The following is an 18,713-nucleotide window of genomic DNA, read 5'->3' as shown; positions in this document are numbered from 1 at the left end:
CCATGGTGAAGACGCGCAACCTGATGGTGGCCGGTGTGCTGGCCCTCACGCTGGCCGTGAGCGGATGCTTCGGACAAGATGACGACTCGAAGGGCGTGGGTGACGGGAAGTCACCCGAGGAGGTCCTCCAGCTCGCCAAGGAGACCCTCGACGAGACCACCGGTGTCGAGCTCGAGCTCACCGCGAAGGATCTCCCCTCCGGCGTCTCCGGCATCGTGCTGACCAACGCCAAGGGCACCGCCATGCACCCGAGCTCGTTCCAGGGCACGATCGTCGGCAGCTTGAGCGGCATCACCCAGGACGGCGAGGTCATCGCCATCGACGGGGAGGTCTGGGCCAAGATCGCGATCATCACCGGTTCCCAGTTCGACCGGATCAACCCGGCCGACATCGGCGCGCCCGACCCGAGTCAGCTCATCGCCACCGAAGGTGGTCTCTCCGACCTGCTCGTCGCCACGGAGGACCCGAAGGAGGGCGACACGGTGCGGGGCGGCTCCGACAACTCCCAGGTGCTCACCGAATACACCGGCACCCTGCCCGGCGACCAGGTGAAGGTCCTGGTGCCGAAGGCCTCCGACGAGGGTTCGTTCGACGTCGTCTACCAGATTGCGGAGAACGGCGAGCTCCGTTCGCTGTCGATCACCGGTGAGTTCTATCCCGACACCGATGACATGACCTACACCGTCACCTTCGACGGATACGGCGCCGAGAAGGAGATCACCGCACCGTGACCACCCGGGCCGCGCGCAGCCTGCTCGCCCTGGCCTCCGTCGCGGTCGCCTTCGCGGCAGCCGACACCTACGTGGTGGTCTTGGCCCTACCGGAGATGATGGGCACCGTCAAGCTGCCCATCAGCGAGCTGCAGCGGGCGGCGCCCATCATCTCCGGCTTCCTGCTGGGCTACGTGGCGATGCTTCCCCTGATCGGGCGGATCGCCGACCTGCGCGGTCGGGTCCCGGTGCTCATCATGTCGCTCACCGTCTTTGCCGTGGGTTCGCTGATCACCGCCCTGACCTTCGACATGACCACCATGGTGGCGGGCCGCTTCCTGCAGGGCGTGGGAGGTGGCGGCCTGGTGCCCGCCACGCTCGCCCTCGTGGCGGATCTCTATCCGGTGCACAAGCGCGGCGTCCCCCTCGGCGTGGTCTCGGCCGTGCAGGAGATCGGCAGCGTCCTGGGCCCGCTCTTCGGAGCCTTGGTCCTGGCCGTCGCCCCGTGGCAGGCGATCTTCGTCATCAACGTCGTCGTCGCGATCTTCCTGGCCGTCGTCATCCACCTGCTGACCAGCCGGAAGGAGTGGCAGCGCGAGGCGCCACCCGAGTTCCGCCGAGGCCTGCCCGGCTGGTTGGGCTTCGACTGGCTGGGGCTGTTCGCCGCCCTCGTCGCCGTCGGCGCGTTCTGCGTGCTCGCCATCCGTCCGGCATCGTTGCAGCGCGATCTCACCTGGGGCCAGATCTTCGTTCCCTACACCGGTGAGAGCCAGTGGGTCACACCCATCGGTGTGGTCGTCCTCGTCGCGTGCCTGGTGCTCCTCCTGAGGTGCTGGTTCGCGAAGCGGCCGCTGGTCGACGTACGCGCCTGGTTGCGCAGCATGGTCGAGGCCGACCTCGTGGGCGCCCTGCTGCTCGCAGCCGCCCTCTCGGGCATCATCCTCGCCTTCGCCACGGCGGATCCTGAGGTGCAGGTCTTCAGTGAGCAGGGCCCGTGGTACCTCGGCGCCTCCGCAGTGGCAGCAGTGCTCTTCGTCCTGCACGTACGTCGCGCCGCAGCACCGCTCTTCCCGCGCCGCGCGTTCCGCGCGATGCCGGCATGGGGATCCTTGGTCGTCAGCTTCCTCATCGGAGCAGCCCTGATCGCGGCGCTCATCGACATCCCGATCTTCGCGCGCACCACGATCCACCGCGAGTCGCAACTGATGGCAGCGCTCGTGCTGGTGCGGTTCCTCGTTGCGCTCCCTGTCGGCGCCGTGCTCGGCGGATGGCTCACCCGGCGTCTCCCGGCCGGCGTCGTCACCGCGCTCGGGATGCTCCTGGCCGGTGTCGGGTTCCTCTTCATGACCGGCTGGGAGGCCGACTCCCTCGAGAGCATCACCAGCACGTTCACCCTGCTGCTGTGCGGTCTGGGCTTCGGTCTGGCGTTGGCGCCCGTCAACGCGGCCCTGCTCGCCAGCACCGACGACGACGTCCACGGTGTGGCGGCGGCCATGGTCGTCGTCGCCCGGATGATCGGCATGCTCGTCGGCATCTCTGCGCTCACCACGTGGGGCCTGCGGCGCTTCGCCGACGCTCGCGACGCCTGCCTCGAGGCCGGCCGCACGAGCTGCGGCACCGAAGCGGCGCTGGCCCAGGAGCACACCGTCTTCCTGGGCGCAGCGCTCTGCGCCTTCCTCGCAGCAGGGCTCGCCCTGTGGCTGTTCCGCGGCGCCAACACCCGAGAACTCGACACCGGAAAACTGCTGCGCTCCGCCGGCTGACGGAGCGGAACCCGCTGCAGGACAGCCACACGGCGAGGAGTAGGTTCCGGACCATGAACGGTTTCGATGATCTCCTCGCGGCGAACCGTCAGTTCGCCAGCACCTTCAACCTCGGTGGTTTCGACGGCGTGGCCAAGGCCGGCGTCGGCCTCGTCACCTGCATGGATTCGCGCATCGACCCGCTGCGCATGCTGGGTCTCTTCCACGGCGACGCCAAGATGTTCCGCAACCCCGGCGGCCGGGTCACCGAAGCAGCGCTCGAGGCACTCGTGCTCAGCGTGCACATGCTGAACGTCGACCGCATCCTGGTCATGCCGCACACGAAGTGCGCGATGGCCAGCCGGTCGGAGGCAGAGATGCACGAGATCCTCAACGAGAAGACCGGTCAGGACACCACGTGGCAGCCGATCCACGTGATCAAGGACCAGGTCGCCGCACTGCGGCAAGACGTGATGAAGGTCCGCTCCCACCCGCTGATCCCCCACAGCGTCAGCGTCGGTGGATTCCTCTACGACGTGGACACCGGCCTGCTGGAGCAGCACGCCTGACCACGAACCTGCAGTTGGAGCGCGCGAGCCTTCACTCAGAACGCCCGAACCCTCACCCATGTGAGGGTTCGCGTGTTCTGAGTGAAGGTTCGCGGGTCAGAGACGCTCGATGATGGTCACGTTGGCCTGACCGCCGCCTTCACACATCGTCTGCAGGCCGAAGCGGCCGCCAGTACGCTCGAGCTCGTTGAGCATCGTGGTCATCAGACGAGCCCCGGTGGCACCGATCGGGTGACCGAGGGCGATGCCGCCTCCGTTGACATTCACCTTCTCGTGAGGCGCCCCGGTCTCCTTCATCCACGCCAGGACGACGGAGGCGAAGGCCTCGTTGCACTCGAAGAGGTCGATGTCGTCGATCGACATGCCCGACTTCTCCAGGGCGTACTTCGTGGCCCGGATCGGACCGGTCAACATCCAGATCGGGTCGTCGCCACGCACCGAGAGGTGGTGGATGCGAGCGCGCGGAGTCAGGCCGTGATCCTTGACGGCCTGCTCGGAGGCGATGAGCACCGCCGCCGAGGCGTCGCAGATCTGCGAGGCGACACCGGCGTGGATCCGTCCACCCGGCTGCAGCGGGTTGAGGCCCGCCATCTTCTCCAGCGAGGTGTCACGTGGGCACTGGTCGGTGTCGAACAGGCCGCCCTCGAGCTCGACGGGGGCGATCTCGTTCTTGAAGCGTCCTTCGGCAATGGCTGTCTTGGCGCGCTCGTGCGAGGCGAGGGCGTAGCGCTCCATCTCCTCACGCGAGATGTCCCACTTCTCGGCGATCATCTCGGCCGAGTTGAACTGGGAGACCTCGACGTCGCCGTAGCGGGCCACCCAGCCCGGGGACTCGGCGAACGGCGTGGTGAAGCCGTACTGGTCGGCCACCAGCATCGCGGCGGAGATCGGGATCGCACTCATGTTCTGCAGACCGCCGGCAACCACGAGGTCCTGCGTTCCGGACATGACGCCCTGGGCCGCGAAGTGCACCGCCTGCTGCGAGGAGCCGCACTGGCGATCGATGGTGACACCCGGCACGTGGTCGGGCAGCCCGGCCACGAGCCATGCAGTGCGCGCGACGTCGCCGGCCTGGGAGCCGATCGTGTCGCAGCAGCCCATGATCACGTCGTCGACGGCACCCGGGTCGACACCGGTGCGCTGCATGAGCGCCGAGAGGGAGTGAGCACCGAGGTCGGCGGAGTGCACGCCTGCAAGGGCGCCTCCCCGCTTCCCGACGGGCGTGCGAACTGCATCGACGATGTAGGCCTCAGCCATCATGACTCCAAACTGTCGGTGGAGACGCCGATCCCGTCGAGCAGGATGGCGCGGTACTGGTCGGCGACCTCGTCGCCGGAGAGGGGGCCGTCGGGGCGGTACCAACGCACGGCCACCCACACGGTGTCACGCAGGAAGCGGTAGACGAGCTCGATGTCGAGGTCGGAACGCAGCTCGCCGGCCTCGATGCCCTCGCGCAGCAGTCCGGTCCAGAGCCCACGCAGCCGAGCGTTGCGCTCGTTGAGATAACCGAATCCTGCAAGCTGTCCGAGATGGCCGGCGTCGTTCTGGAAGATCGCCACCTCCGAGTGGTTCTCCTCGATCGCCTCGAACGACCGGCGCAGCACCGCCTCGAGTTTTGCACGTGGGCGCAGGTCGCTGGCCACGATCGCGTCGTAGTCGGCGAAGAGCTTGGTCTGGAAGTTGTCCAGCAGCTCGTGCACCATCGTCTCCTTGGAGTCGAAGTGGTGGTAGAGACTGCCCGACAGGATCCCGGCGGCATCGGCGATGTCGCGCACCGTGGTGTTGCGGAAACCCTTGCGGGCAAACAGCTCCCCCGCGATGCGCAACAGCTCGTCGCGTCGGCTCACGCCTACCGTCCCCGGCATGATCAGGCCTGCTGGCTGCTCACGGCGACGACCTCGCCGGTCATGTACGACGCGTAGTCGCTGGCGAGGAAGACCATCACGTTGGCAACCTCCCACGGCTCCGCTGCGCGGCCGAAGGCCTCACGCTGCTTGAGCTCGGCGAGGAGTTCGTCCGTGGTGACCTTGGCCAGGAACGGGTGCATCGCCAACGACGGCGAGACCGCGTTGACGCGGATCCCGAGCGGAGCAAGGTCCAGTGCACTGCAGCGGGTCAGCGCCATGACGCCGGCCTTGGCCGCGGCGTAGTGCGCCTGGCCCTCCTGGGCGCGCCATCCGATGACCGAGGCGTTGTTGACGATGACGCCCTTGGTGCCATTCGCCTTCATCTTGTTGCCGGCCGCACGGACGCAACGGAAGGTGCCGGTGAGGGTGATGTCGAGCACCTTGCCCCACTGGTCGTCGGTCATCTCGAGGATGTTGACCTCGCCGCCGAGACCGGCATTGTTGATCATGATGTCGACGCCACCGAACTCGTCGGCGGCGTCGAGCAGGGCGTTGACCGACGCCTCGTCGGTGACGTCGCACGTCATCGAACGGACGCGATCGGCGCCGAACTCGGCGGCGAGACTCTCGTGGGCCTCGGCGACACGACGCTCGTGGGTGTCACTGAGCACGACGGCCTTGGCGCCCTCCTCGAGGACGCGCCGGGTGACGGCCGCGCCGATGCCGGCACCGGCCGCCGCCGTGATGACCACGACCTTGCCGGCCAGCAGGTTGTGCGCCGGCACGTAGTCGGGCGTGGGCTGTTCGGGACGGTGGACGGACATCAGAGGTCTCCCTCGGCTCTTTCGGAAGACCGAGCACGCGCTCGGCCAGGATATTGCGTTGCACCTCGTCGGACCCGCCGTAGATCGTGTCGGCGCGGGTGAAGAGGAAGAGCGACTGCCATTCATCGAGTTCGTACGGCGCCGCTGCGGTGGCGAGGGAACCCGCACCCGCGATCTCCATGGCGATCTCGCCCAAGCGACGATGCCAGTTGGACCAGACGAGCTTGGCGATCGAGCCGGCACCGCCACCAGCGGACGAGTCGGAGCCTCCTTCGAGGCCCGCCAGTCCGCGCAGGGCGTTCCAGCTCATCACCTCGAGCTCGGCGCGGGCCGTGGCCAGGCGGTCGCGCAGGATCGGGTCATCGATCGCGCCCGTCTCCTTGGCGAGGGCGACGACCCCCTCGAGCTCACGGGCGAAACCGACCTGCTGGCCGATCGTCGAGACACCGCGCTCGAAGCCGAGCAGCCCCATGGCCACGCCCCAGCCCTTGCCCGGCTCCCCCACGACCATGTCGGCCTTGGTGCGCGCCCCGGTGAAGAAGACCTCGTTGAACTCGGCGCCGCCCGTGTTCTGCACGATCGGTCGGATCTCGACACCCGGCTGGTCGACCGGGACGAGCAGGAAGGAGAGGCCGTGGTGACGGGTCGAGCCCTGCTCGGTGCGGGCGACCACGAAGATCCACTGGGCGAACTGGGCCAGCGACGTCCACACCTTCTGTCCGTCGATCACCCACTCGTCACCCTCGAGGCGGGCGCGGGTGGCGACGTTTGCAAGGTCGGATCCGGCCCCCGGTTCCGAGTAGCCCTGGCACCACAGCTCCTCGACCGCAGCGATCTTGGGCAGGAAGCGTTGCTTCTGCTCCTCGGTGCCGAAGGCGATCAGGGTGGGTCCCAGGAGCTCCTCCCCAAGTGGTTGACCCGGGTCGGCGCGTTGGCGCGGGCGTACTCCTCGTGGAAGATGACCTGCTGGTGCAGGCTCAGGCCGCGGCCACCGTGCTCCTCCGGCCATCCGAGACAGGTCCAACCGTGCTCGGCGAGGTGCCGGTTCCAGGCCAGGCGCTCCTCGTGGAACTCGTCGTCGCGGCCGGAGCCACCCAAGCCCTTGAGGTCGGCGAAATCGCCGCTGAGGTGCTCCTCGAGCCAGGTCCGCACCTCCTCGCGGAACGCCAGGTCTGCCGCTGACTGGGTCAGGTCCACGCCGTTTCCTCTCGCATCTCTCAAACTAACGGGATGTCGGTTCCGGGCGACGGAACCACCCGCTACGCTAGCCTACCAAGCACTTGTTTGGTTAGGAGTGATCGATGCCGTTCCCCGACACGCTGCCGCAGGCGGTCCGGGCTGCCGCCGAAGAATTCGGTGACCGCCTGGCCGTCGTCGACGGCTCCCACCGCCTGACCTTCACCGAGGTCCACGAGAAGGTACGTGAAGTCGCCCGCGCCTACCTCGCCCTCGGCGTCCGCCCCGGTGACCGGGTCGCGATCTGGGCACCCAACACGTGGGAGTGGGAGGTGGCCGGCCTGGCCATCACCTACGCCGGCGCTGCCCTCGTGCCCCTCAACACCCGTTACAAGGGTCACGAAGTCTCCGACGTGGTCCAGCGCACCGGCGCGACCCTCCTGGTGATGGCAGACGGCTTCCTCGGCCGCGACCAGGTCGCCGAAGTGCGCGCCGCCGCCGCTGAGCTCGGTGGCGAAGGTGACGTCGTACCGGGCCTGCCCGCCCTCCGCGCAATCGTTCGTATCGGCGAGGGCCGCACGGAGGACACCGTCGCGTTCGCCGACCTGGGCGAGGTGGCCACGGCCGTCTCCGAGGCCGAGCTCGACGCCGTCGCCGACGCGGTCACTCCCAACGACGTGGCCGACATCCTCTTCACGTCCGGCACCACCGGCCGCAGCAAGGGTGTGCTCTCGGCCCACAGCCAGACCGTGGCCGCGGCCCGCGCGTGGGGAACGACCGGCCAGGTCTCCTCCGACGACAACTACCTGGTGATCAGCCCGTTCTTCCACTCCTACGGCTACAAGGTCGGGATCGTCACCAGCATCCTCTTCGGCTGCACGCTGTTCCCGGTCGCGGCGTTCGACCCGAAGGAAGCACTGCGCCTGATCACCGACGAGAGGATCAGCATCTTCCCCGGTGCGCCGACGGTCTTCTACTCGATGCTGCAGCTTCCCGAGTTCGCCGACGCCGACACGTCGTCGCTGCGCCTGGCCAACATCGGCGCTGCCACCATTCCGGTCCAGCTGATCCGGTCGATGTATCACGAGATGGGCTTCGGCCTGGTGCTGCCCGCCTTCGGCATGACCGAGTGCGTGATGGCCACCATGTGCCGTCCTGGTGACTCCGAGGACGTCGTGGCAACCACCAACGGCCGCGCGCTCGACGGCATCGAGATGCGCGTCGTCGACCTCGACACCGGCGCCGTGCTCGGTCCCGACGAGCAGGGCGAGATCCAGTTCCGCGGCGACATGGTGATGCTCGGCTACCTCGACGACGAGGAGGCCACCGCGGCCGCCATCGACGCGGACGGGTGGCTGCGCACCGGCGACGTCGGGTCGGTCGACGCCGCCGGCAACATGAAGATCACCGATCGTCTGAAGGACATGTACATCTCGGGCGGGTTCAACGTCTATCCCGCAGAGATCGAGCACCTGCTGCAGGGCCTCGACGAGATCACCGAGGCTGCAGTCGTCGGCGTACCCGATGAGCGCATGGGCGAGGTGGGCAAGGCCTACGTCGTGCTCGCCGAGGGCGCCAGCCTCACCGAGACCGAGATCCTTGCCTTCGCCAAGGAGCGCCTCGCCAACTTCAAGGCGCCGCGTTCCGTCGCCTTCGTCGACGTCCTCCCGCGCAACCTGTCGGGCAAGGTCTTGAAGAACGAGCTGAGAGAGGACCACGCGTAGTGGATCTGGAACTGTCACCGTCGGAACTGGAGTTCCAGGCCGAGGCACGCGCCTGGCTGGCCGCCAACGTGCCGGCCGAGCCCCTTCCCTCCATGGACACCGCCGAAGGGTGGGTGCTCCACCAGGAGTGGGAGAAGAAGCTCACCGAGGCGCGCTACTCGGTCGTCTCCTGGCCGAAGCAGTACCACGGTCGTGAGGCATCGCTGATCGAGTGGGTCATCTTCGAGGAGGAGTACTACCGCGCCGGCGCCCCCGGCCGGGTCTCCCAGAACGGCATCTTCCTGCTCGCGCCGATCATCTTCGACCACGGTACGCCGGAGCAGCAGGACCGCTTCCTGCCCACCATGGCGTCGGGCGAGAAGGTCTGGGCACAGTGCTGGTCCGAGCCCGAATCGGGCTCCGACCTGGCCAGCCTCCGCTCCACCGCGACCCGCGACGACGAGCGCGGCGGGTGGGTGCTCAACGGCCAGAAGACCTGGTCGTCCCGGGCCTCCTTCGCCCATTGGGGCTTCGGCCTCTTCCGCTCCGACCCGGAAGCAGCACGACACGCGGGCCTGACCTACTTCCTCTTCCCGCTGGACGCCGACGGCATCACGGTCCGCCCGATCGCCCAGCTCGACGGCGAGGCCGGATTCGCCGAGGTCTTCTTCGAGGACGTCTTCGTGCCGGATGCCGACGTGCTCGGCGGCGTCGGCGACGGCTGGAACGTCGCCATGAGCACCGCGGGCAACGAACGCGGCCTGTCGCTGCGCTCCCCGGACGCTTCTGCGCCGCGGCGGACCGTCTCGTCGACCTCTGGAGGACCAACGGCACGGCCCACCCCGAGCGTCGCGACGCGGTCGTCGACGCGTGGATCCGCGCGCAGGCCTACCGGCTCTACACCTGGGGCACCGTCACCCGGCTCGCCGGTGGCGGCGACATGGGTGCCGCCGGGTCGATCAACAAGGTCTTCTGGTCCGAGCTCGACGTTGCCCTCCACGAGACCGGCCTCGACCTGCTCGGCGCCGAGGCCGAGCTCGAGAGCAGCTGGACCGACGGCTACATCTTCAGTCTCTCCGGCCCGATCTATGCGGGCACCAACGAGATCCAGCGCAACATCGTGGCCGAGCGGATCCTGGGCCTGCCCCGGGAGCCCAAGGGCCAGCAGAAGGGAGCCGGCAAGTGAAGTTCACCTGGACCGATGAGCAGCAGGCGTTCGCCAGCTCGCTCGAGTCGCTGCTGTCCGCCGCCGACACCGTCTCCGTGGCCCGCGCCTGGGCCGAGGACGACACCGAGTCGGGCCTCAAACTCTGGGGACGTCTCGCCGAGCAGGGCATCAACGCCCTGATGGTCTCGGAGGAGGCCGGCGGCATGGGCGCCACCGGTGTGGAACTCGCCATCGCCTTCGAGGCGTTGGGTCGCCACGCAGTTCCTGGCCCGTGGGTCGAGTCGGCTGCCTACCTCCCCGTCGCCCTCGGCGACGACGCGTTGGCCGCTGAGCTCGCTGAAGGCGCCATCGGCACGGTCGCGGTCGCTCCGCACGTGCCCCACGCCCTCGATGCCGACGTCGCCACCCACGCCTTCGTGGTCGACGGAGACCGTGCGCAGCGCGCCGCCATCGGTGAGCGCCTGCACTCGGTCGACAACACCCGTCGACTCTTCCGCGTCAGCGGCGAGGCTCCGGCCACGCTCGGTGGCGACCTGCAGGCCGCCTTCGACACTGCCGCCCTCGCCACGGCTGCCCAACTGCTGGGCGCCGGCGAGCGACTCCTCGACGAGTCGGTCGCCTATGTGAAGCAGCGTCGCCAGTTCGGGCGCGAGATCGGCTCCTACCAGGCCATCAAGCACATGCTCGCCGACGTGCGGATCGCCCTCGACTTCGCCCGTCCCCTGGTCAACGGGGCCGCGCTGGGCCTCGGCACGCCCGAGGCGACCCGCGACGTGGCCGCGGCCAAGGTCTACACCGCGGAAGCGGCGTACCTCTCCTCGCGGGTGGCGCTCCAGGTGCACGGTGCGATCGGCTACACCCGTGAGCTCGACCTGAGCCTGTGGCTCATCAAGGTGCGCGCGTTGCTCACCGCGTGGGGCACACCGGCCCACCACCGCGGCCAGGTGCTCGACGCGCTCGTCGAGGCGGGTGCCTGATGCATTTCGGGCTGACCGAGGAGCAGGAAGAGCTCTCCTCCACCGTCCGCAAGCTGCTCGAACGTCGCGCCGACAGCACCAGCACCCGGGCGGCGACCGAGAGCGAGACCGGCTTCGACGCCGAGCTGTGGCAAACGCTGTGTGAGCAGATCGGGGTAGCGGCCTTCGCCATCCCCGAGGAGTACGACGGCGCTGGGTTCGGCCTCTTCGAGACCGGCATCGTCGCGGAGGGCCTGGGCCACGCCCTCGCCGCCGTGCCACTGATCGGCAGCATCGTCGTCGCGGAGGCCCTGCTTGCCTCCGGCGACGACGACGTGTGCCGCGAGGTGCTCCCGCAGGTGGCGATGGGCGAGGTCGCCGCACTGGCCTGGCCCGGCGTGACCGGCCCGGAGGTGTCTGCACTGACCGTGACCGCGGACGGCGACCGCCTCAGCGGCACCGCACGACGTGTGCTCCACGGCGACCGGGCAGCGGTCCTGGTCGTCGCGGCCAACACCGTCGACGGACCCGGGCTGTTCCTGGTCGACCCCGCCGACGCTGCCGTCACCAGCACACCCGCGATGGACACCACGCTGCGGTTCGCCGATCTGACCTTCGACGGTACGTCGGCACGCCGGGTCTCCGGCGACGCTGCCGCCGCGCTGCACCGGGCGCACCTGGCCGGTGCGGCACTCGTCGCCTGCCTGCAAGTGGGTGGCGCCCAGCGGGCCCTCGACATGACGGTGGCCTACGCCAAGGAGCGCGTGCAGTTCGGTCGCGTGATCGGGTCGTTCCAGGCGCTGAAGCACCGGATGGCCGACATGCTGGTCGACGTCGAGACCTCACGCTCGATCGCGTGGGCAGCCACCTACGCGGTGGCCACGCGCGCGGACGACGTCGACGTACTCGTGGCGTCCGCAGCTTCGCACTGCGGTGACGCGTTCATGCACGTGGCAGGCGAGGCAGTGCAACTGCACGGTGGCATCGGCATCACGTGGGAGCACGACATCTCCTGGGCGTTCAAGAGGGCGCAGGCACTCAATCAGCTCTTCGGTCTGCCGCACCAGCACCGGGCACTCCTTCCGCTCTGATCCTCCTTCGGGCCGGTTTCTGTGGGGTCCGTCATGTCCTGTTGCCGATCAGTCCTGCTAGGTTCCGTGGCGGCAGGTCGAGTCGGCTTGCCCGGACGACTCGAGGAGCAACACATTGCGCACCGCCAAGGACTTCTTCGCACCGCTCGCGGTGGGAGCCCCCGCCCCGCTGCGGGAGATCCCGGCCCGACCGTCGCGAGCCATCCACTTCTTCGATCCGGGCAACGAGAAGATGGCGGCGAAGGTCCCCGCGATGGTGGGCACGGTCGACGTACTGCTGGGCAACCTCGAGGACGCCGTCAAGGCGGAGAACAAGGAGCAGGCCCGCGCCGGCCTCGTGAGGATCGGGCATGAGGTCGACTTCGGGCCGACCCAGTTCTGGACCCGCATCAACTCCCTCGACTCCCCCTGGGTGCTCGACGACCTGACCACGCTGATCCCCGCGATCGGTGACAAGCTCGACGTGATCATGGTGCCGAAGGTGCAGGGCGCCGAGGACATCCACTACATCGACCGGATCCTCGCCCAGCTCGAGGCCAAGGCCGGCATCACGAAGCCGCTGCAGGTCCACGCGATCCTTGAGACCGCACGCGGCGTCGCCAACATCGAGGAGATCTGCGCCGCCAGCCCGCGGATGCAGGGGCTCTCGCTCGGTCCGGCCGACCTCGCCGCCGACCGCCGGATGAAGACCACCCGGGTCGGTGGCGGGCACCCCGGCTACCTGGTGCGCCAGGACCCCGAACGGGGCGCGGACGGCGTGCCGCTCTACGACGGTGAGCGGACGATCTTCCAGCAGGACCTGTGGCACTACACGATCGCCCGGATGGTCGACGCCTGCGCGATGCACGGCATCTATCCCTACTACGGCCCGTTCGGCGACATCAAGGACACGGTCGCCTGCGAGGACCAGTTCCGCAACGCATTCCTGCTTGGCTGCGTCGGCGCCTGGTCACTGCACCCGGTGCAGATCAAGATCGCCAACAAGGTCTTCTCCCCCAGCGTCGAGGACGTGGCGCATGCGCGGCGCGTCATCGCGGCGATGGGCGACGGCACGGGTGCGGTGATGCTCGACGGCAAGATGGAGGATGACGCCTCGGTGAAGCAGTGCCAGGTGATGGTGCAGCTGGCCGAGGAGCTCGCCGCGATCGATCCCGACCTCAAGGCGCGCTACGACACCATCGAGTTGGAGGACTGACATGGTCGAGTTCACTCCCCTGCGTTCCGTCCTCTACATGCCCAGCTCCAACGAGCGGGCACTGGAGAAGGCGAAGACCATCGCGTGCGACGGCCTGATCCTCGACCTCGAGGACGCGGTCGCACCCGATGCGAAGCCGGCCGCTCGAGATGCCGCGTGCGCTGCCGCCGCGTCGGGCGACTACGGGCGCCGTACGGTCACGATCCGCGTCAACGGCATCGGCACGCAGTGGCACGACGCCGACATCGCCGCCGCCAGCAAGGCAGGTCCCGCGGCCATTGTCGTGCCCAAGGTCAACAGCGCTGCCGAGGTGCGGCAACTGGTCGCGGCCATGGAGGCCGCCGGTGCGCCGGAGCACACCAAGCTGTGGGCCATGATCGAGACCCCGATCGCGATCCTCAGCTGCTTGGAGATCGCCCGTGCCTCCGATCGCCTCACCGCCTTCGTGCTCGGCACCAACGACCTGGTGAAGGAGCTGTACGCCGAGCACGTGCCCGGCCGTGCCCCCGTCCTTCCCAGCCTCCACACCGTGCTGCTCGCCGGCCGGGCAGCGGGCATCGCCGTGATCGACGGCGTCTACAACAACGTCAAGGACAACGAGGGCTTCCTCGCCGAGTGCGAGCAGAGCCGTCATCTGGGCTTCGACGGCAAGACCCTCGTGCACCCGGGCCAGGTCGAGGGTGCCAACACCGCCTTCGCCCCCAGCGAGGCCGCCGTCGAGGAGGCTCGCGGTCTGATCCAGGCCTGGGAGGACGGCAAGGGCGCCGGCGTGGTCACCCACAACGGCAAGATGGTGGAGAACCTCCATGTCGAGTCCGCCCAACGGACCCTCGCCATCCACGAGGCCGTCTCCGCCCTCACCTGACCCCGCGTCACTTCTGCGATCGTCCCTAACAGATTTGTAGTTCTCGGCCGGAAATCTACAAATCTGTTGGGGACGATCGGAAATTTCAGCCCTTGAAGGCGGGACGCTCCTTGGCGAGGAAGGCGCGCACCCCTTCTGAGAAGTCGGGGCCGGTGTAGACCTCGTGGAGGAGGGCGGGGTCGAAGTCGGGCGCGACGTCGATGCGGGCCGAGCGATCCGCGAGCTGACGTTTGGTCGCCCGCACCGTGACCGATGAGAGCTGCTCCACGCGATCGGTCAGGATCTTGAGCTCCCCGTCGAGGTCCTCGGTGACGGCTGCGAGGGCGCCGACGCTTTGGGCCTGGTCGGCGCCGACCAGCTCCGCGCTCAAGAGCATCCGCCGGGTGATGGACTCCCCGAAGACTGCTCGACAGCGATAGACGATCGGGGCCGAAAGCGCGTTGCCGAGGGTCTTGGCGATCGGGTAGCCGAAACGAGAGTGCGGCGTGGCCAGTCGGAGGTCGCAGTGGGTGGCGACGGCCAGGCCGCCTCCGACGCAGACACCGTCGACGGCCGCGACAGTGACCTGCGGGACGGCGTACAGGGCGTTGAGCATCCCACCGATCCACCCCTCGTAGGCGACCGCATCGGCCTCGACGAAGTCGGAGATCTCGTTGCCAGCAGCAAACGCACGGCCCCCGGCGCCACGCAGCACGAGGACCTTGGCCGAGGAGTCGTCGGCCAACTCCTTGCAGGTGTCCCAGATGCCGGCGTACATCTCCCGGGTGAAGGCGTTGTGCCGCTCCGGACGGTTGAAGGTGATCTCGACGACGGCGCCGTCGCGGCGCACCAGCAGGTCTTCACTCACGGGCGCGACTCTATCGATCCCCCGAACCGCGACGTGCCCCGACCGGCATCCGGTCGGGGCACGTCAGGGAGTGCGATCAGCGGGTGGTTCGGTACTTGCCCTGGAAGTAGAGCAGCGGATCCGGCGAGAGGCCTTCGTCATCGACGACGAAGTCCATGTCCTGCACTCGGCCGACGACGATCCAGTGGTCGCCCGCATCGTGCACCGCGTGCACGGTGCAGTCGACATAGCCGACCGTCCCTGCCAACAACGGCGACCCGGTCTTGCTGAGGGTCCACTCGGTGTCGGCGAACTTGTCGGCACCCCGCGAGGCCATCCGGTTGGAGATGTCGACCTGGTCCGCCGCGAGGATGTTGACCGCGAAGTGGCCCGAGCGCTGCATCAGCGGCCAGGCGCGCGAGGTCTTCGTGGGGATGAACGTCACGAGCGGCGGGTCCAGCGAGACGCTGGAGAACGACTGGCACGTCATGCCTACCGGAGCACCGTCGGACATCGACGTGACGACGGTGACGCCGGAGCAGTAGCGCCCGAGCGTGTCGCGGAACCGACGAGCTGCGGCCTGGGCCTCCTCGTCGTCACCGATCTCGAGTTCCTCCCCGGGGCGGAACTCGAAGTCGAAGTTGCCCAGGAAGGAGTCGATGAGCTCCTTCGGCGGCCAGGTGGAGGCCGCGTCGTCCTTGATCCCCTGCGGGATGTCGTGCTCGGTCATGCTCCCCATTGTCCCTGTCACTGCCGGACGCTGAAGTCGTGACCCCAGTAGGAGACCGCGGTCGACGCCCGCGCCACCCACTTGGAGTCATCGACCCGCAGGCCCTCGGTACCGAACTCGATGTCGAATCCGGCCGGCGACTTCACGTAGAACGAGATCATCTCGTCGTTCATGTGACGCCCCAGCGTTGCCGACAACGGCGCGCCGTTCTTCTTCACACGCTCCAGCGCCCGACCGACGTCGTCGATCTTCTCGACCTCGAGCATGATGTGCACGCACTTGTCGGCGTTGGGGAACGGCAGGAACGCGAGGGAGTGGTGACGCGGGTTGATGCCGAGGAAGCGCAGCCAGATCTTCGAGCCCGGCTCCTTGCCCGCCAGTTCACCCGGCAGGCTGAAGGAGTCACGCAGCCGGAACCCGAGGGTCTCGGTGTAGAACTTCAGCGCCTCGACGTCGTCGTTCACGGGGATCACGATGTGGCCCATGCCCTGGTCGCCGGTCACGAACGTGTGACCGTACGGCGTCACGGCGGGCCGCGCCTCGTAGGTGATGCCGTGGAAGAGCTCGAACACGTTGTCCCACGGGTCGGAGAACCGGATGAACTCCTGCACCCGACGCTCGGCGAGCTCCTCCGCGGTGCCCTCCTGCCATTCGACGCCCGCAGCGGTGAGGTGGTCGCGAGCGGCCTGGAGGGCCTTGTCGTCGGCCAGCTCCCAGCCGCAGAGGCTGAATCGGTCCACGTCGCCGGGCTCGATGATCAGCCGGGCCGACACCTCGTCGATGCGGTAGTAGAGGTTGTCGGGGTTCGGGCCCCGTGCCTCCATCAGACCGAGGACCTTGCCGGCGAACTGCCGCCACTGGTCGAGGTCGGTTGAGGTCACACGGACGTAGCCCATGCTCTTGATGTCGATGGTCATGACTGCGCTCTCCCTATTTCGCGGTCTTGGGTGGATCAGTACATTCCCGGATCGATCTTGTGACCGAACTCCAGGTCGCCGTACATCTTGAGTGCCCGCTCCGGATCGTTCGCGGCGTGCACTCGGCCGGCGTGGGCATCGCGCCAGGCGCGCTGCAGGTAGGTGCCCTCGGCGAGTGCGCGGCCACCGGAGGCCTCGAAGAGCTCGTCGATGGCGTCGATGGCGCGTTGGGTGCCGAGCACCTGGTCGCGACGCACCTTGAGGCGCAGCTGCAGCGGAATCTGCTCTCCGCGCTCGACGTGCGCCTGCTCGTCGCGGATGTTCTGCATGAGCAGCGCCCAGGCCGCGTCGATCTCCGAGCCGGCGCGCGCGATGCGTACGGCGGCAAACGGGTCGGACGACGCCTTCTCACCGAGGTAGGCGGCGCGGACGCGCTTCTGTTGCATCTCCACGTGCTCGGCATAGGCGCCGGTCGCGATACCCACGATCGGCGTGGTGATCGTGGTGGTGAACAGCGAGTGGAAGGGCAACTTGTAGAGGTTGCTGGAGTTGACGGCCTGTCCGGGGCCGTAGCAGCGACCGGTGTCGGACATGGACAGCGTGAACTCGTCGGGGATGAAGGTCTCCGCGACCACGATGTCGTTCGATCCGGTGCCGCGGAGGCCAACGACGTTCCACACGTCGACGATCTCGTACTTGTCGCGGGGCACGAGGAAGGTCTTGAAGTCGATGACGTTGCCGTCCTCGGTGAAGACCAGACCACCCAGCAGCACCCAGGAGGCGTGCGCGGAGCCGGAGGAGAACGACCACTTGCCGGAGAGCTTGTAGCCGCCCTCGACCACGACCGCCTTGCCGGTGGGCGCGTAGGAGGACGAGAGCCGGGTGGAGGTGTCGCTGCCCCACACGGCCTGCTGCGCCGCTTCCGGGAACAGGGCGACCTGCCACGGGTGGACGCCCAGGACGGAGGAGATCCACCCTGTCGATCCGTCGGCCGATGCGATCTCCTTGACGGCGGTGAAGAAGTCGATCGGATCGGCCTCGAAACCATCGAAACGCTTCGGCTGGAGCATCCGGAAGAAGCCGGTCTCCTCCAATGCCTTCACCGAGGCCTCGGGCACCTGGCGGGTGCTCTCGCCCTCTTCGGCGCGCTCACGGATGGCGGGCAGCAGGTCACGAACTCCGGCGAGCACGTCCTTGGACATCAGCGGTCTCCTCTGGTGAAGGGGTTTATGAGAGCCATACTAGAACACGTTCTCGTTTTGCCCCAGCGCCCATTTCCGGTGACCAGGCGCGGGAAGGGGTGGCCCTCCCCACACCTGGCGACATTCACGCGTTCGCGTCCTGCTTGGCCTTGAGCTGCAGTGCGATGTCGATGAGCTGGTCCTCCTGGCCGCCGATGAGCTTGCGCTCCCCAGCCTCGAGCAGGATCTGCGCCCCCGAGACGCCGTAGCGGTCGGCAGCGTTGCCCGCGTGCTTGAGGAAGGAGCTGTAGACCCCGGCGTACCCCATCATCAGGGTCATCCTGTTGAGGGTGCACTCCTCCGGCATCGCCGGACGGATGACGTCCTCGGCAGCATCGACGATCCTCAGGAAGTCGACGCCCGTGTTCCAACCGAGCTTGTCGCACACACCGATGAACGCCTCCAGGGGAGCATTGCCGGCACCAGCACCGAAACGGCGGACCGAACCGTCGATCTGGGTGGCCCCGGCCCGGGCGGCGATGACCGTGTTGGCGACACCGAGGCCCAGGTTCTCGTGACCGTGGAAGCCGACCGTCGCCTCGTTGCCGATCTCGGCCACGACCGCAGCGACGCGATCCCCCACGCCTTCGAGCACGAGCGCGCCGGCGGAGTCCACGACGTAGACGCACTGACAGCCGGCATCGACCATGATGCGAGCCTGCTTGGCGAGCACCTCGGGCGGCTGGGTGTGCGACATCATGAGGAAGCCGACCGTCTCCAGACCGAGCTCGCGCGCGAGGCCGAAGTGCTGGATCGAGGTGTCGGCCTCGGTGCAGTGGGTGGCGATCCGGCAGATCTGGCCGCCGTTGTCCTGGGCCGCGCGGATGTCGTCCTTGGTCCCCACACCCGGAAGCATGAGGAAGGCGATCTTGGCGCGCTTCGCAGTCTCAGCCGCAAGCTTGATGAGCTCCTGCTCCGGAGTGCGCGAGAAGCCGTAGTTGAAGGAGGACCCGCCCAGACCGTCACCGTGGGTGACCTCGATGACCGGGATGCCGGCACCGTCCAGGGCGGCAACGATGTCACGCACCTCCTGGGGCACGAACTGGTGGCGCTTGTGGTGCGAACCGTCACGCAGGCAGGTGTCGGTCAGCCGCAGGTCGAGCCCACTCGCCGGCTCGACGTCGCTCCAACGACGGCTCAGCTGGTTGGTCTG

Annotated in this window: 19 protein-coding genes and 1 pseudogene; 10 read left to right on the top strand and 10 right to left on the bottom strand. The window is 68.1% G+C overall.

What is annotated here, in order from left to right; all coding sequences use genetic code 11:
* Nucleotides 1-2: 2 nt before the first annotated feature.
* The 3 genes from L1066_RS09540 to L1066_RS09530 are packed head-to-tail and all read left to right on the top strand — an operon-like array spanning nt 3 to nt 3,021.
* Nucleotides 3-731 carry an LppX_LprAFG lipoprotein gene (locus L1066_RS09540; protein ID WP_235736109.1) on the top strand — a complete coding sequence of 243 codons (729 nt, stop codon included), beginning with the start codon at nt 3-5 and terminating at the stop codon, nt 729-731.
* Nucleotides 728-2,473, top strand: coding sequence for an MFS transporter (locus tag L1066_RS09535; RefSeq protein WP_235736108.1), 1,746 nt, complete (start codon nt 728-730; stop codon nt 2,471-2,473). The genes L1066_RS09540 and L1066_RS09535 overlap by 4 nt, the downstream gene beginning before the upstream one ends.
* A 53-nt stretch (nt 2,474-2,526) precedes the next feature.
* On the top strand, nt 2,527-3,021 hold the full coding sequence (locus L1066_RS09530; RefSeq protein WP_235736107.1) for a beta-class carbonic anhydrase: 495 nt from the start codon (nt 2,527-2,529) through the stop codon (nt 3,019-3,021).
* 96 nt (nt 3,022-3,117) lie between these two features.
* Here the strand turns inward: L1066_RS09530 and L1066_RS09525 are convergent, their stop codons facing one another.
* The 5 genes from L1066_RS09525 to L1066_RS26570 form a co-directional block, all read right to left on the bottom strand.
* Nucleotides 3,118-4,278: an acetyl-CoA C-acetyltransferase gene (locus L1066_RS09525; protein WP_235736106.1), complete on the bottom strand. Its 1,161-nt coding sequence runs from the start codon at nt 4,276-4,278 to the stop codon at nt 3,118-3,120.
* On the bottom strand, nt 4,278-4,868 hold the full coding sequence (locus L1066_RS09520; RefSeq protein WP_235736105.1) for a TetR/AcrR family transcriptional regulator: 591 nt from the start codon (nt 4,866-4,868) through the stop codon (nt 4,278-4,280). Before L1066_RS09520 ends, L1066_RS09525 begins: the two co-directional genes overlap by 1 nt.
* A gap of 20 nt (nt 4,869-4,888) precedes the next feature.
* On the bottom strand, nt 4,889-5,620 hold the full coding sequence (locus tag L1066_RS09515) for an SDR family oxidoreductase (protein WP_235736176.1): 732 nt from the start codon (nt 5,618-5,620) through the stop codon (nt 4,889-4,891).
* Complete coding sequence (locus L1066_RS26575; RefSeq protein WP_376707665.1) at nt 5,529-6,509, bottom strand: acyl-CoA dehydrogenase family protein; 981 nt, start codon at nt 6,507-6,509, stop codon at nt 5,529-5,531. The genes L1066_RS09515 and L1066_RS26575 overlap by 92 nt, the downstream gene beginning before the upstream one ends.
* A gap of 62 nt (nt 6,510-6,571) precedes the next feature.
* Nucleotides 6,572-6,889, bottom strand: a complete 318-nt coding sequence (locus tag L1066_RS26570; RefSeq protein ID WP_312007427.1) for an acyl-CoA dehydrogenase family protein — start codon at nt 6,887-6,889, stop codon at nt 6,572-6,574.
* Nucleotides 6,890-6,993: 104 nt separating this feature from the next.
* Here L1066_RS26570 and L1066_RS09500 point away from each other — a divergent pair, with 104 nt between their 5' ends.
* From L1066_RS09500 to L1066_RS09470, 7 genes and pseudogenes are all read left to right on the top strand, one after another.
* Nucleotides 6,994-8,592 carry a FadD3 family acyl-CoA ligase gene (locus tag L1066_RS09500; RefSeq protein WP_235736104.1) on the top strand — a complete coding sequence of 533 codons (1,599 nt, stop codon included), beginning with the start codon at nt 6,994-6,996 and terminating at the stop codon, nt 8,590-8,592.
* Nucleotides 8,592-9,191: pseudogene (locus L1066_RS09495) on the top strand (acyl-CoA dehydrogenase family protein); the annotation flags it as partial. The gene L1066_RS09500 and the pseudogene L1066_RS09495, both read left to right, overlap by 1 nt.
* The gene (locus L1066_RS09490; RefSeq protein WP_235736174.1) at nt 9,095-9,757 is read left to right on the top strand and encodes an acyl-CoA dehydrogenase family protein; all 663 of its coding nucleotides are present in this window, start codon (nt 9,095-9,097) and stop codon (nt 9,755-9,757) included. The pseudogene L1066_RS09495 and the gene L1066_RS09490, both read left to right, overlap by 97 nt.
* Nucleotides 9,754-10,716, top strand: a complete 963-nt coding sequence (locus tag L1066_RS09485; RefSeq protein ID WP_235736103.1) for an acyl-CoA dehydrogenase family protein — start codon at nt 9,754-9,756, stop codon at nt 10,714-10,716. The genes L1066_RS09490 and L1066_RS09485 overlap by 4 nt, the downstream gene beginning before the upstream one ends.
* Nucleotides 10,716-11,786: an acyl-CoA dehydrogenase family protein gene (locus L1066_RS09480; protein ID WP_235736102.1), complete on the top strand. Its 1,071-nt coding sequence runs from the start codon at nt 10,716-10,718 to the stop codon at nt 11,784-11,786. The genes L1066_RS09485 and L1066_RS09480 overlap by 1 nt, the downstream gene beginning before the upstream one ends.
* 115 nt (nt 11,787-11,901) lie before the next feature.
* Nucleotides 11,902-12,981, top strand: a complete 1,080-nt coding sequence (locus L1066_RS09475) for an HpcH/HpaI aldolase/citrate lyase family protein (protein ID WP_235736101.1) — start codon at nt 11,902-11,904, stop codon at nt 12,979-12,981.
* A gap of 1 nt (nt 12,982) precedes the next feature.
* Nucleotides 12,983-13,846, top strand: a complete 864-nt coding sequence (locus L1066_RS09470; protein WP_235736100.1) for an HpcH/HpaI aldolase/citrate lyase family protein — start codon at nt 12,983-12,985, stop codon at nt 13,844-13,846.
* Nucleotides 13,847-13,931: 85 nt separating this feature from the next.
* Here L1066_RS09470 and L1066_RS09465 read toward each other — a convergent pair whose 3' ends face one another.
* The 5 genes from L1066_RS09465 to dmpG form a co-directional block, all read right to left on the bottom strand.
* Nucleotides 13,932-14,693, bottom strand: a complete 762-nt coding sequence (locus L1066_RS09465; RefSeq protein WP_235736099.1) for an enoyl-CoA hydratase-related protein — start codon at nt 14,691-14,693, stop codon at nt 13,932-13,934.
* 76 nt (nt 14,694-14,769) lie between these two features.
* Nucleotides 14,770-15,402 carry a flavin reductase family protein gene (locus L1066_RS09460; protein WP_235736098.1) on the bottom strand — a complete coding sequence of 211 codons (633 nt, stop codon included), beginning with the start codon at nt 15,400-15,402 and terminating at the stop codon, nt 14,770-14,772.
* Nucleotides 15,403-15,419: 17 nt separating this feature from the next.
* Entirely contained in the window at nt 15,420-16,319 is a 900-nt protein-coding gene (hsaC, locus tag L1066_RS09455) for an iron-dependent extradiol dioxygenase HsaC (RefSeq protein WP_235736097.1), read from the bottom strand.
* Nucleotides 16,320-16,354: 35 nt separating this feature from the next.
* Nucleotides 16,355-17,521 (bottom strand): 3-hydroxy-9,10-secoandrosta-1,3,5(10)-triene-9,17-dione monooxygenase oxygenase subunit, encoded by a 1,167-nt coding sequence (hsaA, locus tag L1066_RS09450; RefSeq protein WP_235736096.1) that lies wholly within the window; start codon nt 17,519-17,521, stop codon nt 16,355-16,357.
* Nucleotides 17,522-17,645: 124 nt separating this feature from the next.
* Nucleotides 17,646-18,701 (bottom strand): 4-hydroxy-2-oxovalerate aldolase, encoded by a 1,056-nt coding sequence (dmpG, locus tag L1066_RS09445; protein ID WP_283095358.1) that lies wholly within the window; start codon nt 18,699-18,701, stop codon nt 17,646-17,648.
* Nucleotides 18,702-18,713: the final 12 nt, after the last annotated feature.

Origin of the sequence: Nocardioides alcanivorans (assembly GCF_021555175.1) — a bacterium.
Classification (GTDB): Bacteria; Actinomycetota; Actinomycetes; order Propionibacteriales; family Nocardioidaceae; genus Nocardioides; species Nocardioides alcanivorans.
This window is presented reverse-complemented; position numbering and strand designations above follow the sequence as displayed.